Annotated in this window: 15 protein-coding genes; 11 read left to right on the top strand and 4 right to left on the bottom strand. The window is 44.9% G+C overall.

Annotation, left to right across the window (positions count from 1 at the left end; translation table 11 throughout):
* The first annotated feature begins 40 nt into the window (after positions 1-40).
* The 8 genes from lpxB (at position 41) to BCU12_RS11090 (ending at position 9,753) form a co-directional block, all read left to right on the top strand.
* A complete protein-coding gene (lpxB, locus tag BCU12_RS11125) occupies positions 41-1,204 on the top strand; it encodes a lipid-A-disaccharide synthase (RefSeq protein ID WP_102404336.1) in 1,164 nt (387 codons plus the stop codon).
* Positions 1,205-1,245: 41 nt separating this feature from the next.
* Entirely contained in the window at positions 1,246-1,866 is a 621-nt protein-coding gene (rnhB, locus tag BCU12_RS11120) for a ribonuclease HII (protein ID WP_102404335.1), read from the top strand.
* Positions 1,867-1,988: 122 nt separating this feature from the next.
* On the top strand, positions 1,989-5,468 hold the full coding sequence (gene dnaE, locus BCU12_RS11115) for a DNA polymerase III subunit alpha (protein ID WP_102404334.1): 3,480 nt from the start codon (positions 1,989-1,991) through the stop codon (positions 5,466-5,468).
* Positions 5,469-5,512: 44 nt separating this feature from the next.
* Positions 5,513-6,472, top strand: coding sequence for an acetyl-CoA carboxylase carboxyl transferase subunit alpha (gene accA, locus BCU12_RS11110; RefSeq protein ID WP_102404333.1), 960 nt, complete (start codon positions 5,513-5,515; stop codon positions 6,470-6,472).
* A 157-nt stretch (positions 6,473-6,629) separates the two neighbouring features.
* Complete coding sequence (tilS, locus tag BCU12_RS11105; protein WP_102404332.1) at positions 6,630-7,979, top strand: tRNA lysidine(34) synthetase TilS; 1,350 nt, start codon at positions 6,630-6,632, stop codon at positions 7,977-7,979.
* A 61-nt stretch (positions 7,980-8,040) separates the two neighbouring features.
* The gene (locus BCU12_RS11100) at positions 8,041-8,352 is read left to right on the top strand and encodes a cytochrome c (protein ID WP_102404331.1); all 312 of its coding nucleotides are present in this window, start codon (positions 8,041-8,043) and stop codon (positions 8,350-8,352) included.
* A 121-nt stretch (positions 8,353-8,473) separates the two neighbouring features.
* Complete coding sequence (gene glnB / locus BCU12_RS11095; RefSeq protein WP_198599315.1) at positions 8,474-8,812, top strand: nitrogen regulatory protein P-II; 339 nt, start codon at positions 8,474-8,476, stop codon at positions 8,810-8,812.
* A 101-nt stretch (positions 8,813-8,913) separates the two neighbouring features.
* Positions 8,914-9,753 carry an endonuclease/exonuclease/phosphatase family protein gene (locus tag BCU12_RS11090; protein WP_102404329.1) on the top strand — a complete coding sequence of 280 codons (840 nt, stop codon included), beginning with the start codon at positions 8,914-8,916 and terminating at the stop codon, positions 9,751-9,753.
* Between the two features lie 4 nt (positions 9,754-9,757).
* Here BCU12_RS11090 and BCU12_RS11085 read toward each other — a convergent pair whose 3' ends face one another.
* The 3 genes from BCU12_RS11085 to gloB form a co-directional block, all read right to left on the bottom strand.
* A complete protein-coding gene (locus BCU12_RS11085; protein WP_102404328.1) occupies positions 9,758-10,444 on the bottom strand; it encodes a YIP1 family protein in 687 nt (228 codons plus the stop codon).
* Positions 10,441-12,033 (bottom strand): LysM peptidoglycan-binding domain-containing protein, encoded by a 1,593-nt coding sequence (locus BCU12_RS11080; RefSeq protein ID WP_102404327.1) that lies wholly within the window; start codon positions 12,031-12,033, stop codon positions 10,441-10,443. Before BCU12_RS11080 ends, BCU12_RS11085 begins: the two co-directional genes overlap by 4 nt.
* Positions 12,034-12,103: 70 nt before the next feature.
* Positions 12,104-12,862 (bottom strand): hydroxyacylglutathione hydrolase, encoded by a 759-nt coding sequence (gene gloB / locus BCU12_RS11075; protein WP_102404326.1) that lies wholly within the window; start codon positions 12,860-12,862, stop codon positions 12,104-12,106.
* Positions 12,863-12,898: 36 nt separating this feature from the next.
* On the opposite strand from gloB, the gene BCU12_RS11070 reads away from it, so the two are divergent.
* On the top strand, positions 12,899-13,639 hold the full coding sequence (locus BCU12_RS11070) for a class I SAM-dependent methyltransferase (protein ID WP_102404325.1): 741 nt from the start codon (positions 12,899-12,901) through the stop codon (positions 13,637-13,639).
* A 15-nt stretch (positions 13,640-13,654) separates the two neighbouring features.
* Here BCU12_RS11070 and rnhA read toward each other — a convergent pair whose 3' ends face one another.
* Positions 13,655-14,116 (bottom strand): ribonuclease HI, encoded by a 462-nt coding sequence (rnhA, locus tag BCU12_RS11065; protein ID WP_102404324.1) that lies wholly within the window; start codon positions 14,114-14,116, stop codon positions 13,655-13,657.
* Between the two features lie 56 nt (positions 14,117-14,172).
* Between rnhA and dnaQ the strand changes: the two genes are divergently transcribed.
* Positions 14,173-14,907: a DNA polymerase III subunit epsilon gene (gene dnaQ / locus BCU12_RS11060; protein ID WP_102404323.1), complete on the top strand. Its 735-nt coding sequence runs from the start codon at positions 14,173-14,175 to the stop codon at positions 14,905-14,907.
* A gap of 24 nt (positions 14,908-14,931) precedes the next feature.
* Entirely contained in the window at positions 14,932-16,185 is a 1,254-nt protein-coding gene (locus BCU12_RS11055) for a TIGR03503 family protein (RefSeq protein ID WP_102404322.1), read from the top strand.
* Positions 16,186-16,353: the final 168 nt, after the last annotated feature.

Here is a 16,353-nt window from a genome sequence, read left to right as displayed (position 1 = left end):
CGATCTTTTTTGTTTTAAGAAAAAGGATATTAGGTGCGCTATGCCTCAAGATAAAGCGGCTCAAACCAATAAGCCATTAAGAATTGGCATCGTCGTAGGCGAACTGTCGGGCGACACCCTCGGAGAAGGGTTCATTCGTTCTATCAAGCAGCAGTATCCAGATGCTGAATTTGTTGGCATTGGTGGCCCTAAAATGATGGCCCAAGGCTGCGAGTCATTGTTTGATATGGAAGAACTCGCCGTCATGGGATTAGTAGAAGTTCTTGGTCGATTATCTCGGTTGATTAAGGTCAAGAAAGAGCTTGTGAGCTATTTCATCAATAACCCTGTTGATGTGTTTGTCGGTATTGATGCACCTGATTTTAACCTCCGATTAGAAAAAACGCTAAAAGACAATGGCATCAAAACGGTCCATTACGTCAGTCCTTCGGTTTGGGCCTGGCGACCGAAACGTATCTTTAAAATTGATGCGGCGACTGATCTTGTATTGGCATTTCTACCGTTTGAAAAAGCGTTCTACGACAAATACAACGTCGCCTGCGAATTCATCGGTCATACTCTCGCAGATGCCATTCCTCTTCAAAGCGATCAATTTCAGGCTCGGGAGCTTTTACAGCTAGACCAAGACAAAAAATGGCTTGCTGTATTGCCAGGCAGCCGAGGTGGTGAAGTTGGGCTTATTGCTAAGCCATTTATTGAAACATGCCAACGTATTCATAAAAAATACCCTGACATGGGCTTTATTGTCGCCGCGGTGAACAAAAAGCGTCGTGAACAGTTTGAAAGCATCTGGAAAGAAACAGCACCTGAGCTTGATTTTGTGATCATTGAAGATACGGCACGTAATGTCATGACGGCGGCTGATGCCGTTTTGTTGGCTTCAGGAACGGTTGCCTTAGAGTGTATGTTGGTGAAACGTCCTATGGTTGTTGGTTATCAAGTCAATAAACTGACGGGCTGGATCGCGCAAAAACTCTCTATTACCGAGTTCGTATCGTTGCCAAATGTCTTGGCCGGTAAAGAGCTGGTTAAAGAATACATACAAGAGGAGTGTCACCCTGACTTTTTGTACCCGGCGATGGTACAAATATTAGAGGGGGATAACTCCGAGTTGATCAAAACATTTACCGAAATGCATCAGTGGATACAAAAAGATGCGGATCAACAAGCAGCGAAAGCAGTATTAAAGTTAGTCAATCGATAACTATTGTTATAGGGATCGAGAAACCCGATTAGAGAAGCACAATGGCAGCGACAGATAAAAAAGAACTACCTCCATTTGAATACCCTCAAGGCTATATCCATGTTGCCGGTGTTGATGAAGTCGGGCGAGGCCCACTGGTTGGTGATGTGGTGACGGCAGCCGTGATCTTGGATCCCCATAATCCTATAGAAGGGTTGAATGATTCTAAAAAGCTTTCAGAAAAAAAGCGTCTAGCACTGTTTCCTGAAATAAAAGAAAAAGCACTGGCATGGTCGGTTGGTCGCTGTTCTCCCAAAGAGATTGATGAAATCAATATTTTGCAAGCGACAATGGTCGCAATGCAGCGAGCAATAGCGGGTTTATCTCTTCAACCTGACCTAGCTCTTATCGATGGCAACAAGACGCCGAAACTAGACATGGATTCTCTTGCCGTGGTTAAGGGTGATCTGCGAGTTGCAGAGATCAGTGCTGCTTCGATCATCGCTAAAGTTGTTCGAGACCAAGAGATGGAAGAGTTGGATAAACGTCACCCACAATTTTGCTTTGCGAAGCATAAAGGCTACCCAACAAAGGCGCATTTTGCAGCAATCGAACAGTTTGGTGTTATTGATGAACATAGAAAAAGCTTTAAGCCAGTGAAGAAGGTTTTGGGTATCCAATAGCCTTAATTTGATTTAACCAGACTTGCTCTTTATTCCTAGAGCTAATGGCGTAAAATAGCGTCAGCATTTTATCGATGAAATTTACGGTATAGGGATAACTCTAGCCGGTTAGGAAAACATTCATGTCAGATCCAAAGTTTATCCACCTTCGTGTTCACAGTGACTTCTCCATGGTCGATGGCCTCTCCAAAGTGCCGCCACTGGTGAAAAAAGTCGCTGAAATGGGCATGCCTGCGATGGCTCTGACCGATTTTACTAACCTGTGTGGTTTGGTGAAGTTCTATGGCACCGCACACAATTGTGGAATTAAGCCCATTATCGGGGCTGACTTTGCCGTTCAATCGAAAGAGTTTGGCGATGAGTTGTCGCGCTTAACTATCTTAGCTTTCAACAACACTGGCTATAACAATCTAACGAAATTGATCTCAAAAGCGTATCTACGAGGTCATGTTCAGCACCAGCCAGTGATGGATAAAGAGTGGCTTATTGATCTCGGTGAAGGGCTGATTATTTTATCTGGTGCAAAGCACGGTGAAATTGGTAAGGCTTTGCTCAAAGGCAATAATGAATTGGTTGAAGAGTGTGTTGCATTTTATAAAACACACTTTGAAGATCGATTCTTTCTCGAATTAACTCGAACGGGAAGAGTCGACGAAGAGACCTATCTCCATTTTGCTGTAGAGCTTGCCGAACAACGTGATCTACCTGTTGTCGCAACCAATGAAGTTGTATTTCTTAGCGAAGACTTTTTTGAGGCGCACGAGATCCGAGTTGCGATCCATGATGGCTTTACACTTGAAGACCCTCGTCGACCAAAAAATTACAGTGCTCAACAATACCTCCGTACTGAAGAGGAGATGTGTGAGCTATTCGCGGATATACCTGAAGCGCTTCAAAACAGCGTTGAGATAGCAAAGCGATGTAATGTGACGGTGAGACTAGGCGAGTATTTCCTACCAAATTTCCCAACGGAAGGTTTAAAAATTGAAGACTTCTTGATTAAGAAATCACAAGAAGGCTTAGAGCGTCGACTGGCATTTTTATTCCCTGATGAAAAAGTTCGAGCAGAAAAACGCCCTGAATACGATGAGCGCCTGCAAATCGAACTTGAAGTTGTCAATAATATGGGATTCCCCGGCTATTTCCTTATCGTCATGGAGTTTATCCAGTGGTCGAAAGACAATGACGTACCTGTAGGCCCAGGGCGAGGATCTGGTGCGGGCTCATTAGTGGCTTACGCACTCGATATTACCGATCTTGACCCACTTGAATACGATCTTCTGTTCGAACGATTCCTGAACCCTGAACGTGTATCGATGCCCGATTTTGATATCGACTTCTGCATGGACAAGCGTGACCAAGTGATTGACCACGTAGCTGAAATGTACGGGCGTGATGCGGTATCTCAGATCATCACCTTTGGTACTATGGCAGCCAAAGCCGTTATTCGCGATGTTGGCCGAGTCCTTGGGCACCCATTTGGTTTTGTCGACCGCCTATCTAAATTGATTCCACCCGATCCAGGTATGACGCTAGCGAAAGCTTTTGATGCCGAGCCGGCTCTCCCTGAACTTTATAATAATGACGATGAAGTTAAAGAGCTGATTGATAAGTGTCGTATCTTAGAAGGGTGTACTCGAAATGCGGGTAAACATGCGGGTGGCGTTGTTATATCGCCCACAACCATCACCGATTTTGCTCCGATCTACGCAGATGCGGAAGGTAACTTCCCTGTTACGCAGTTTGATAAAAACGATGTCGAAACGGCAGGCCTTGTTAAATTCGATTTCTTAGGGTTACGTACACTAACGATCATTGATTGGGCTCTAGGCTTAGTCAATCCTCGCTTGGAACGAGAAGGGAAAGATCCAGTACGCATTGAGTCGATCCCTCTTGATGACAAAGCGTCTTTTGATTTGCTACAAAACTCAGAGACCACAGCGGTGTTTCAGCTTGAGTCGCGCGGCATGAAAGACTTGATCAAACGTCTTCAACCCGATTGTTTTGAAGATATTATCGCACTGGTTGCGCTTTTCCGTCCTGGCCCGCTACAGTCAGGCATGGTAGATAACTTTATCGACCGAAAGCACGGACGAGAAGCGGTCTCTTATCCAGATGAAACATGGCAACATGATTCATTAAAAGAGACTTTAGAGCCTACGTACGGCATTATTCTGTACCAAGAGCAGGTAATGCAGATCGCGCAGATCCTTGCAGGCTACACCCTTGGTGGCGCCGATATGCTTCGTCGTGCGATGGGTAAGAAAAAGCCGGAAGAGATGGCGAAGCAACGTGGCACCTTTAAAGAGGGGGCGATAGCCAACGGCGTCGACGGCGAACTGTCGATGAAAATCTTCGACTTGGTAGAAAAGTTTGCCGGCTACGGTTTTAACAAATCTCACTCTGCCGCGTACGCACTTGTTTCATACCAAACTCTGTGGTTAAAAACGCACTACCCTGCGGAATTCATGGCCGCTGTTATGACTGCCGATATGGATAACACGGAGAAAGTCATTGGCTTAGTCGATGAATGTATTCGTATGAAGCTTCGATTGCTTCCACCGGACATTAACGCCGGTCTTTATCGATTTAATGTCGATGAAACAGGGGCGATTGTCTACGGTATTGGCGCAATTAAAGGCGTAGGTGAAGGCCCAATTGAAGCGATTCTTGAGGCTCGTAACCGTGGCGGTCACTTTAAAGATCTGTTTGATTTCTGTGCTCGCATTGACTTAAAGAAAGTAAATAAGCGTGTCATTGAAAAGCTCATCTATGCGGGTGCGCTTGATAGATTAGGGCCACACAGAGCGGCGCTAATGGCGTCATTGAACGATGCGGTTAAAGGCGCTAGCCAACATCACCAAGCGGAAGCGTTTGGTCAAAGTGACATGTTTGGTGTGTTAACGGATGAACCTGATGTCATTGAGAACAAATACACCAAGGTTGAGCCTTGGCCAGAAAAAGTGTGGCTGGAAGGCGAAAGAGATACGCTTGGATTGTATTTAACAGGTCACCCAATCAATGCCTATTTAAAAGAACTGGGTAAGTACACAAGTTGCCGATTGAAAGATGCTACGCCAACGCGCCGAGATCAATCCGTAACCATAGCTGGGCTTGTGATTGCCGCTCGAGTGATGACAACAAAGCGCGGAGCACGAATTGGTTTAATGACAATTGATGATCGTTCTGGAAGAATGGAGGTCATGTTGTACTCCGATGCGCTGGATCGGTACGCAGAATTGTTAGAAAAAGACAAAATTTTAATCATTTCGGGACAGGTCAGCTTTGATGATTTCAATGGTGGTCTTAAAATGTCAGCGCGCGAACTATTGGATTTAGGAACTGCACGTGAGAAATACGCTCGCGGATTATCTGTTTCTATTAATGAATCCCAAATAGACAACCAATTTTTTGAGCGCTTTAGCCAAATACTAGAGCCTCATCGAGCAGGGACTGTCCCTGTCAATATATATTACCAACGATTAGATGCACGTGCCCGCTTGACGCTTGGGACTGAATGGCGAGTAACGCCAAGTGATCTATTACTTGATGAATTGAAACAGTTGCTTGGTCGTAACCAAGTCGAACTCGAATTTAACTAAAATTTAGCCTCAAAATGGACGCTAAGTAGATAAAGGATCAATAGATGAGCCTCAACTTTCTTGAATTTGAAAAGCCAATCGCTGAACTAGAAGCAAAAATTGAAGCGTTACGTGATGTATCTCGTCACGGCGGTGATACGGCCGTTGATTTAGATAAAGAAATTCAGCAGCTTGAAAAGAAAAGTTTAGAACTGAAAAAGAAAATATTTAATGATTTAGGTGCTTGGGAAACGGCTCAGTTAGCTCGTCATCCACAGCGCCCATATACTCTTAACTACGTAGAAACAGTTTTTACTGAGTTTGAAGAGCTAGCGGGTGATCGTGCTTTTGCTGATGATAAAGCCATTGTGGGTGGCATTGCTCGCCTAGAAGGCCGCCCTGTTATGGTCATTGGTCACCAAAAGGGCCGTGAAACCAAAGAGAAAGTAAAGCGTAACTTTGGTATGCCAAAACCTGAAGGTTATCGTAAGGCTTTGCGCCTTATGGAAATGGCAGAGCGCTTTAAAATGCCTATCATTACCTTTATCGATACTGCGGGTGCTTACCCAGGCGTTGGCGCGGAAGAGCGTGGTCAATCTGAAGCTATCGCAAAGAACTTAAAGGTTATGGCTGGCTTGAAAGTACCGATTATCTGTAACGTTGTTGGTGAAGGCGGTTCTGGTGGTGCGCTGGCGATTGGTGTCGGTGACTACGTAAATATGCTTCAGTATTCAACGTATTCAGTCATCTCTCCAGAAGGTTGTGCTTCAATTCTTTGGCGTGACTCTGATAAAGCACCACAAGCTGCTGAAGCGATGGGCCTTATTGCTCCTCGATTGAAAGAGCTTGAACTCATTGATGAGATCATTGAGGAGCCATTAGGTGGCGCGCACCGTGACTACGAGGCGGTATCTCAGAACATCAAGGCAACGCTCCTTAAGCAATTGGAAGATCTTGAGCAGCTTGACCATGAGTCATTGCGAGAACGTCGTTACCAACGCCTAATGAGTTACGGTTACTGTTAATTAACCTAACCTCAATAACAGTATGATTCGTCGTATTGTTATTATTTCTAGATACGTAAAAAGGGCTAACTTGATTAGCCCTTTTTAATGCCTGAGATTTGGTCGTAGGCTTGGATTAACGTAAAATGCTTCAGCATATGGATGAGTAGAGTCGGGTATGAGCACACTATTTTCACTTTTTTCTCAGGTTATTGAGCGCCACCTTCAGCGTCGGTCACGGCTTGTCTTGGGCTTGAGTGGCGGTGTTGACTCTCGCGTGTTGCTTGAACTAATGGCTCAGTATAGAAACCAGACAGGGCGAGAGTGTCTTGCTGTGCATGTCCATCATGGTTTAAGCAGCAATGCCGATGATTGGGCTAAACAATGCGAAGTGTGGTGTGATTCCCATTCAATACCGCTTTATATCGAACACGTTGATTTAGATGTTAGCCATGGACAGAGTATTGAGAAGCTCGCAAGAGACGCTCGTTACAAAGCGTTGGCAAAGTATCTTGAAGAAGATGATCTGCTGTTAACTGGTCAGCATAGCGATGACCAACTTGAAACCTTCATGCTCGCGCTAAAAAGAGGAAGTGGACCAAAAGGACTCTCTTCAATGGCAGAAAGAATGCCATTTGCAAAAGGTGTCCTGGTTCGCCCGTTACTTCAGTCAACAAGGGCGATGATCGAGCAGTACTCCCGTGAACGTGACCTTGAATGGATTGAAGATGAAAGTAACCGGGACACTCGTTTTGACCGAAATTTTATCCGTCATACCATTACCCCACCACTTTTAAAACGTTGGCCTTCGTTTCATCAATCGGTACAGCGGAGTGCAGCGCTATGTGCCGAGCAAGAGACATTACTAGATGAATTGCTATCTCCTATTCTAGATGAAATGATTGAAACCGATTCTAGTCTCAGTATTCAACCGCTTTTAAGGCATAGCTATTTAACTCAGCAGCGTTTGATCCGTATGTGGTTTAAGCAATGCGGTTTCTTAATGCCAAGCCGCCAACATATACAGTTGATTCTTTCAGAAATCATCATGGCGCAGCAGGATGCGAACCCTGAGCTTAACGTATCGGGTGGACAAGTGAAGCGATTCAATGGTCGCCTTTATCTGATTCCGCTAATGACTGATGTGAGCTCCTGGAGCGCGACTCTGACGCTAGATGCTTCGCTCACTCTGCCAGATGGATTGGGTGAAGTTGGTCTGTCTTCAAATGCCGAGGTGAAAAGCACAGAGACGAAAATCACTGAATTGAGAGGCTCTAAGATGACAATTACCGCTGATTTTAAAGGCACTCTAGAGGTGATCTTTGACCCGAAAGGGCTCTGCGCCCATCCCGTTGAACGTGGCCACAGTCGTAAACTTAAAAAGCTATTTCAAGAGTATCAAGTACCTAGTTGGTTAAGACGTCGGACGCCGATATTGATGAATGAAGGAAGGGTAGTTGCAGTACTTGGACTTTTTGTGGACAAGTCCTATCAAGGGCAAGATTGTGAAGTCATGTGGATAAAATAGTTCGATTTTGTGTACAATTAGTTAGAATTAGAACGTATTAAAATAAGAACAGGGAACAGCAATGAAAAATGTAGCAATTGGAATTATTCTAGGAATGGGCTTATTAAGCGGAACAGCAGTTGCTGGTGACGCAGCGGCTGGTAAAGTAAAATCAGCCATCTGTGCCGCATGTCATGGTGCAGACGGGATGGCAATGATCCCTGGCTACCCTCACCTTAAGGGACAAAACGAGCAGTATCTAGTTTCTTCAATAAAAGCATATAAAAATAAAGAGCGTAACGGCGGTCAGTCTGCAGTCATGCAACCGATGGCTGCAATGTTAAGTGATGAAGATATTGTAAACCTAGCGGCATACTACTCAAGCTTAAAATAAACAGATTTTTGAATGAAGCCCAAGCTCTTTGCTTGGGCTTTTTGTTAGGCAACAGTCATATGTTGATTGTTGCCTACAGCTAGTCAATAATGAGCAAGTTATTGACCTTTAAGGGATGAAGATGAAAAAAATTGAAGCCATTATTAAACCGTTTAAGTTAGATGATGTTCGAGAAGCACTCGCAGAAGTCGGTATCACGGGAATGACCGTTTCTGAAGTAAAAGGTTTTGGTCGCCAAAAAGGGCATACCGAACTGTACCGCGGTGCCGAGTACATGGTTGATTTTCTGCCTAAGGTAAAGCTTGAGATTGTCGTCACCGATGATGTCGCTGAGCAGTGTGTCGATTCTATTATCGAAACCGCTCAAACAGGGAAAATCGGTGATGGTAAGATCTTCATTACTGATGTTGAACGTGTGGTTCGTATTCGTACTGGCGAAGAAGACGAAGACGCAATCTAGGGGCCTTATGGCTCCTTTCTTTTATTGGGCGTTTGGTACGCTAAAGCATCTACAGGTCTAGCTGCTAAGTAGAGGCTAATGAGGAGGAGAGTGTAGTTATTATGAAACAAAAGTACTTGGCTGTTTTCACTCTAATCCTTGCCTGTATAGGAACCCTCTCTGCTTATTCTATATTTAACATCCCGAGCCAGCCCAATGTCTCTACTATCAACTCCGAGCTCCAACCTCAGCTGAAATGCCTCACAGAATCGTCGACTTCACCGATTGATGAGAATGGACAATTAGATGTTTTGGTATGGAATATTTACAAGCAGAACCGTGATGATTGGTATGAAGAACTTGCTAAGCTATCTGAATCTCGTCAGTTGGTCTTGTTGCAAGAAGCCAGCATGACAGAATCATTAAAAGGTTGGGTTAGAGACAGTAACTGGCACGCAAATCAGGTTGAAGCATTTAAAGCGATGGGCGTCTCTGCGGGTGTTCTAACGGTTGCAACTGAACCCCCGTCAATAGCTTGTGCCTATACAGAACAGGAGCCTTGGTTGAGGTTACCTAAATCCGCATTATTCTCACTTTACTCGCTATCAACGGGTGAGGAACTTGCGGTTGTGAACATTCATGCGGTAAATTTTTCGTATGGGGTTGCTGAGTACCAGAAACAGTTATCTGCATTATCAACCGCTCTTTCCGAGCATAGCGGGCCAATAATATTCGCAGGGGACTTTAACAGTTGGAGCGATGAAAGGCTCGGAGAGATGCGAAAAGTCATGCTGCCATTGGAACTGAAAGCGGTTGACTTTGACCCTGACGAGAGAACCCAATTTCTGAATGGTTTAGCTCTTGATCATGTATTTTATCGAGGGATGACTGTTGATAAAGCAGAGGCACCAATGAGTAGTGCCTCTGACCACAATCCGTTAATCGTGAGCTTTTCTCTATAAACGCTTAACTGATGGCGGTATAGAGTGCCAAAATCACCAAGTATCCCACCCATGGCAAGGCCGATACCACAATAGCTTGCCCGCGTTCAAACTCAGTCCACGTCAATACAGCCGCGTATCCCAGAACAATATACCAAGGAAGAAGCAGTGGTACCGTGCTCGCAAATTGTGACCAGTCATGAGTTAACGGTAATTTAAGTAAACCATTAAGACTATTGAGATCGGCTGCATAAGTCATGACTTGACCGTGCTTAAGTAACACGCTGGCATAACTCGCAAAGTCACCAATAACTGCAGGGAACATGATGACTGAGCTTGCTGCAAACCAGCGCCAGAAACCTTGAGGTTGTCTGCTTGATTTGGTTGCAAGGTTAAACCACAGCGCCAAAATGAAGATGGTTGTCGTTCGACCGAGAATATCTGAAATGATTTCACTGGCCATCAAAGTATTGGCGTCCAGTAATTCAAGCTGCGCTGGATTCGTTTCGGCGAGTTGAACAGACAGTTCAGCGTAAAGCCAATCAAAGTTAACTATGTCAAAATAAGAGCCCCAAAATAGAAAGGGGCTGAGTATCAAGAACAAATACGGCTGCCACCCCCACACTGCGTGCTTATGAAGTGTGACGAACGCTGATGAAGGCGCTCTGAATATGTCGATGAGCATCACTAATGGATTACTAGACGGCATCATACGCTCACCTTCGTGACATCAACATACAACTTCAGTTTTTGACCTGGTTGCAAATACTTGCTTTTGTTCAGTTCATTCCATTTCACGATATCATTGCTTTGCACTTTGAACTTGCTTGCGATACCACTGATGGTGTCACCCGAGCGTACTTTATAGAAAACCGTTCGGATGATCGCGCCATCTGAATTGTTCTTCCAAATGACAAGCTTCTGGCCGATGCGTAGCGTATCTCTCGGTCCCATACCATTCCACTTAGCAAGTGACTGATGAGACACTTTATTTGCCCTTGCAATTGTCCATAGGCTATCGCCACTTTGAACCGTATGAGTCAGTTGATACTGGCCTCGAGATCGAGACTGAGTTTGCGCCAGTCTATTGGCTGAGCTTAGCGCGTAGGCTTTCTCATCTTGTGTCGAGGTTGGAATCATTAAGTGCTGACCAACACGAATGCTGTGGCTGGATAGGCCATTCGCCGTTTGAATCACTCGTGTCGTGGTGTTGTATTTATTCGCCAGTACGCTGAGTGAATCGCCGGATTGGACTTTATAGCGAACCAGTCGCATCCCTTTACCTTGATTCTCTTCAACCTTTTGAGTAAAGGTTTCCACCGAATCGATAGGGAGAAGCATCTGTTGATGTTCATCTGGTGCGGTTGCCCACTGGTTATAGGCAGGATTCAAACTTTGAAGCTCTTTAACGGTGATATTTGCGTAGTTAGCGGCGATAGCGAGATCTAACTGTTCTTTAGGATCAACTAATTCTAATACCTGTTTGTTGGCGATTGCGGGAATTTCAATGCCGTAGTGCTCTTGGTTTGCAATGATGTCGGCCAAAGCGAGCAGTTTTGGTACGTAACCACTGGTTTCTTTAGGAAGATCCAGAGAGAAAAAGTCCGTTGGTTTTCCTAGATTTCGATTTTTTCTAATAGCGCTGTTAACACGACCACCACCGCTGTTGTAGGCCGCAATCGCGTGATTCCAATTACCGTCAAAGCGAGCGTTTAATCTGGATAGGTACGTTAAGGCGGCATCTGTTGCTGCCACCACATCACGGCGGCCATCGTACCAAAAGTTCTGCTCTAGACCGTAGTACTCACCAGTTGCAGGAACAAATTGCCACAAACCAGCAGCGCTGCCATGTGAATAAGCGAAGGCATCAAAAGAGCTTTCTACAATTGGAAGCAGCGCGAGTTCTAGAGGGAGTTCTCGCTTTTCAATTTCTTCAACAATGAGATAAAGAAAAGGTTCAGCCCTTTTTGACACCGTTTTCAGGTGATTTGGATGCTTGAGATACCAAGTACGGTAGTAATCAACCGTCTTATCATCGGGTATCTCCATGTGAAGCTGCATGCCGATACGTTGCCAGACATCCTGCTGAGTTTGTGGTGTTATCTCAGGAGTAACGTCAACGGCTGTTAGTTGCTCAGAGTAGGTGGTGTTATTTTCAGCATCTGAGAGTGGTGACGTTGACGAGCTTTCCGTTGTTTGAGGTGCATTTGACTCATCAACAGTAGCGGTTGATTCTGGTGGCTGGGTTGTTTGGCATCCTGCTAGCAATAGTGCTAAAACCCAGCTGTATTTTACTTGCATGTAACAGCCCTTTTTCAAAACAGCTGCTGATAATACTGGTCTGCCCCCACAAGTGACAAGTTAGAATGTGTTAAAATTCGTTCTTCCACTCACGTAAAGCGGAAAATACCGAGAGTGGATCAATGTTTTGAGTGCGATTCTGTATTGATTTGACCACCTTTGCCTCTTCACATCGAAGAAAAGGGTTGATGAGCATCTCTTGCTTAAGTGTGCTTGGCAAGGTTGATTGGTTTTGAGCGCGCATCCGATTGACCTCATCTCGATACTTCTGCAGATGTTCATTCTCTGGTTCAACCGCTAAGGCAAATGCAACATTGGCTGCGGTATATTCATGCGCACAGCACACTTTAGTTTCTTTCGGTAAGGCCTTTAAAGTGGATAACGCTTTATACATTTGTTCGTAGGTGCCTTCTGTGACTCGGCCGCATCCCGCTGAAAAAAGGGTATCGCCACAAAATAGATATCCACCGCCAATATAGCCAATATGTCCGAGTGTATGACCTGCAAGATCTAGCACCGTATAGGACTCTTCAAATAGCTTGATCGTTTCCCCGCCCTTGACGGTATGCGTTACTGTTGGGATGGGCTCTTTTACTGGGCCAATGACGTCTATGGTTGGAAATTGGCGAACAAGCTCTGGGATGCCACCAATATGGTCATGATGGTGGTGAGTAATGAGTATGGCTTCAAGGGTTAATCTGTTTTCTTCTAGATAGTTTAGAACGGGCTTTGCATCACCAGGATCAACCACAGCACAACGACCGTCGCTATTTTCTATCACCCAGATGTAATTGTCGTTAAATGCAGGTATGCTTTTGATATGTAACATTGTGAGTTCCCGTTTTTCGGTAGAAGCCAGTCAATCATGAATCCAGCACGCAATGAAAAAAAGCTTCAAAAACCACACTCTTGGACACAGTTAAAGAATGGTGAGTGGGTAAAAGGTGCTATTCAAACACGCCTTGACGAATGGTGTCCAAAGTTATTTGGCTATCATATGCTTAAACTTGGCGGCTTAAGTTGTGAACTTGCGAGCCAACACTGCAATATTCAACACCAAGTCAATTTGGATATTAAAAACCCACTTCATAACGTGATTGCTGACGGTTACGATCTTCCTTTTCTAGAGAAAAGTTTTGATGCTGTAGTTATGGCTCACCAATTGGATTACTGCAATGATCCTCATCGAATGTTGAGAGAAGTTGACAGGGCTATGATCGATGATGGCTACCTAATCATTACCGGCTTTAATCCAATTAGCTTTACGGGTCTATCGAGCTTGTTTCCTTGGCGAAAAAACAACTTACCTTGGAGCGGTCGAATGTTTACGCCGCATCGAGTCAAGGACTGGCTAGGGCTGCTGAACTATCAAATCATTGAAAGTGACACCTTTGCATTATTTCCAATACAGAGGTATCAAACGGTTTGGACCTGGTGTGAGAACAGTCTCGGAGATTGGATTAGCCCGATGGGTAGCCTTTACTTCATTGTGGCGAGAAAACGAACCTATCCATTGAAACCGATAAAACCACATTGGCGGCTAAAACGTCGTTTGTCACCTGTTAGTGTGAATTATCGTGTTAATCGAGTGGCTAGCAAAGAGTAATCGGGCGCTTACTGACTAGGCTTCATACCCTGTGTCTTCGTCGGTTGGGTTTTCTGCAGCCGTTCTTGCGAGTTCATCACACATTTCGTTCTCACGATGGCCGGCATGACCTTTCACCCAGCGCCAATCGACCGTGTGGCGAGCTGTTTCTTTGTCCAGCGCTTGCCAAAGGTCAGCGTTTTTAACCGGTTTTTTCGCAGACGTTTGCCAACCACGCTTTTTCCAGTTATGGATCCACTGGGTGATTCCTTGTCTAACATATTGGCTGTCGGTTGTGAGAACGACATTGCATGACTCTTTAAGTGTTTGCAAAGCAACAACCGCCGCTAGCATTTCCATTCGGTTGTTGGTGGTGAGCGTATAACCTTTTGCTAAGGTTTTTTCCGTGTTTTTATAGCGCAGCACTATGCCATAGCCACCGGGGCCAGGGTTGCCTAAACAAGAGCCATCAGTGAAAATTTCAACTTGTTTCGTCATGATTTGATACTATTGGGTTAAGCGTATTATTCACATAGTCTGACACACAACTAAATATGAATACCAGTAACAATTTAGAGCAGAAACGTATCATCGTTCTCGATACCGAAACGACGGGTATGAACAGGGAAGGTGGGCCGACTTATCAAGGGCACCGTATTATTGAAATTGGTGCGGTTGAGATCATCGATAGGAAATTAACCGGTCGACATTTCCATGTATACATTAAACCCGATCGTGAAATTCAGCCTGATGCGATAGAAGTTCACGGTATCACTGATGAGTTTCTAAAAGATAAGCCTGTTTATAGCGAAGTACACCAAGAGTTTGTTGATTTCATCAAAGGCGCGGAACTTGTCGCACATAATGCGCCCTTTGATGTGGGCTTTATGGACCATGAGTTCCGTATGTTTGGCGATACTAAGGAAACCACGGATTACTGCGACGTAACCGATACCTTAGCCATGGCGAAACGCATGCCAAACATGCCGGCTAGGAAAAACCTCGACTCATTAGCAAAGCATTATACGATTGATACTTCGGCGCGTATTCTTCACGGCGCATTGCTCGATGCCGAGATATTGGCCGATGTCTATTTAGCCATGACAGGCGGGCAAACATCGTTGCAATTCAGTTCAGAAGCGGGTGGAATCAGTGGTGTTGCCATAAAACGTTTTGCTGAAGGGCGAAAAGCGTTAAAGGTTTTAATGGCAACGGCCGATGAAATAGAAGCCCATCAAGAAAGGCTTGATATTGTAGAGGAAAGTGGCAGTTGTCTATGGAGACAATAACCTACTTTTAAAACAGGAGAGAAGATGTTGAGGATACTAATTGCATTCGTGAGCTTGCTCATGTGTGTCAGTCACAGCTTAGCGAGCGAGGAATCCTCAATGTCATTGCTTGATAATCGGTTTCGAGTCGATCCGACCATCAAGCAAATTACCTTTGTTATTTACCGCGAACAGTCTTCACAGCCTGTTGTACTCGTTAGGCCTGACGGTCGGAAATACTACGCTTGGCGAAGCCCTGATAATGTAAAGTGGTATCAGGAATCCGCAATGGACATCATATCCGTTGAGAACCCTATGCCAGGCCCTTGGCAGGCAGTAGGCAAAGTCACGCCAAAGAATCAAATCCTTCTTATTTCCCATCTGAAACTGGATAGTGATCGCTTCCCAACTCGACTTTACCAAGGCGAAGAGATCAAATTCACAGCCAAGTTAACCTCTGATGGCGAGCCCTTAGTCCTTCGTGACTTTCTCGACCGAGTTAACCTCAAGATCACCTTCACAAAATTTGTAGAGAATGAAGAGGATCTGATTAAAGAGGCGAAGCCGGTGCCTGAGGTTATGGGTATTTTTTCTGATGACGGGACTGGGCTTGATGAAGTTGCTGGTGATGGCGTCTTTACGGTTGCTTTGCCTATTTCGACGCAGCCGGGAAAGTATCGAGTTAGGATCACGTCAGGAAATGGCATATTCTTGCGAGCACAGGAGCAAGAGGTCTTAGTTTACCCGCCACCTATACAGCATACCTTTATTCAGTCTCGCGAGCCTGATGTTGCACACCAAATTGTGCTTTCTGGTGAGCAAGGGATGATAAAGCCGGGAAGTTTAGCGACTCAGATTGATCACTGGAACACGCAGGATGAAATGATATCGGTTTCTGCGAGCGCAGTAGAAGAGCAGCAGAAGTTAGACGTTTCTATTCCGAGCAGTGAAGAGGTGGGTAACTATCGATGGGATGGTAAAGTCTATGCCAGTGATATGGCAACTGGTCGTCCACTAACCTTTACCTTGAGTGATCAAACATACAGTGTTCTTGAAGCTGTGGACTTTGAACAAACACGATTGATTCAGGAAGAGCAACAGCGTAAACAGCAAGAAATGATGGAGGAGCTGCGGATTAAAGAGGCCAAAGAAGCGGCCAGAATGCGTAGTTTTATCATTATTGGTGTCGGCAACGTCTTAGCTATTATATTGGGTTTGGGTGTTTGGTTTGTTAGACGCAAGCTTAAAGCCTCAAAGGTCGCCATGCCTGAAATGCAGTTAGATATGCCGAAGAAATAGAGGCGATTGAAAAGGGATAACTATCGAGTGTGAGTGGATGGTGAAGGCCAGAAACGAGCGAATAGATAGACGTATAGCCTTAAAAGTGAAACTTGCTCTATAGAGCTAGAGAGAAAAGAAAGGCGGCAAACCCATTATTCGGTTTGCCGCCTTTTTGTTTAGAGTCGT

It is taken from the genome of Vibrio sp. 10N.261.55.A7, assembly GCF_002877365.1.
In the GTDB taxonomy this organism is placed as follows: Bacteria; Pseudomonadota; Gammaproteobacteria; order Enterobacterales; family Vibrionaceae; genus Vibrio.
Note: the sequence above shows the minus strand (reverse complement) of the source record. Positions and strands in the feature narration are given on the sequence as shown.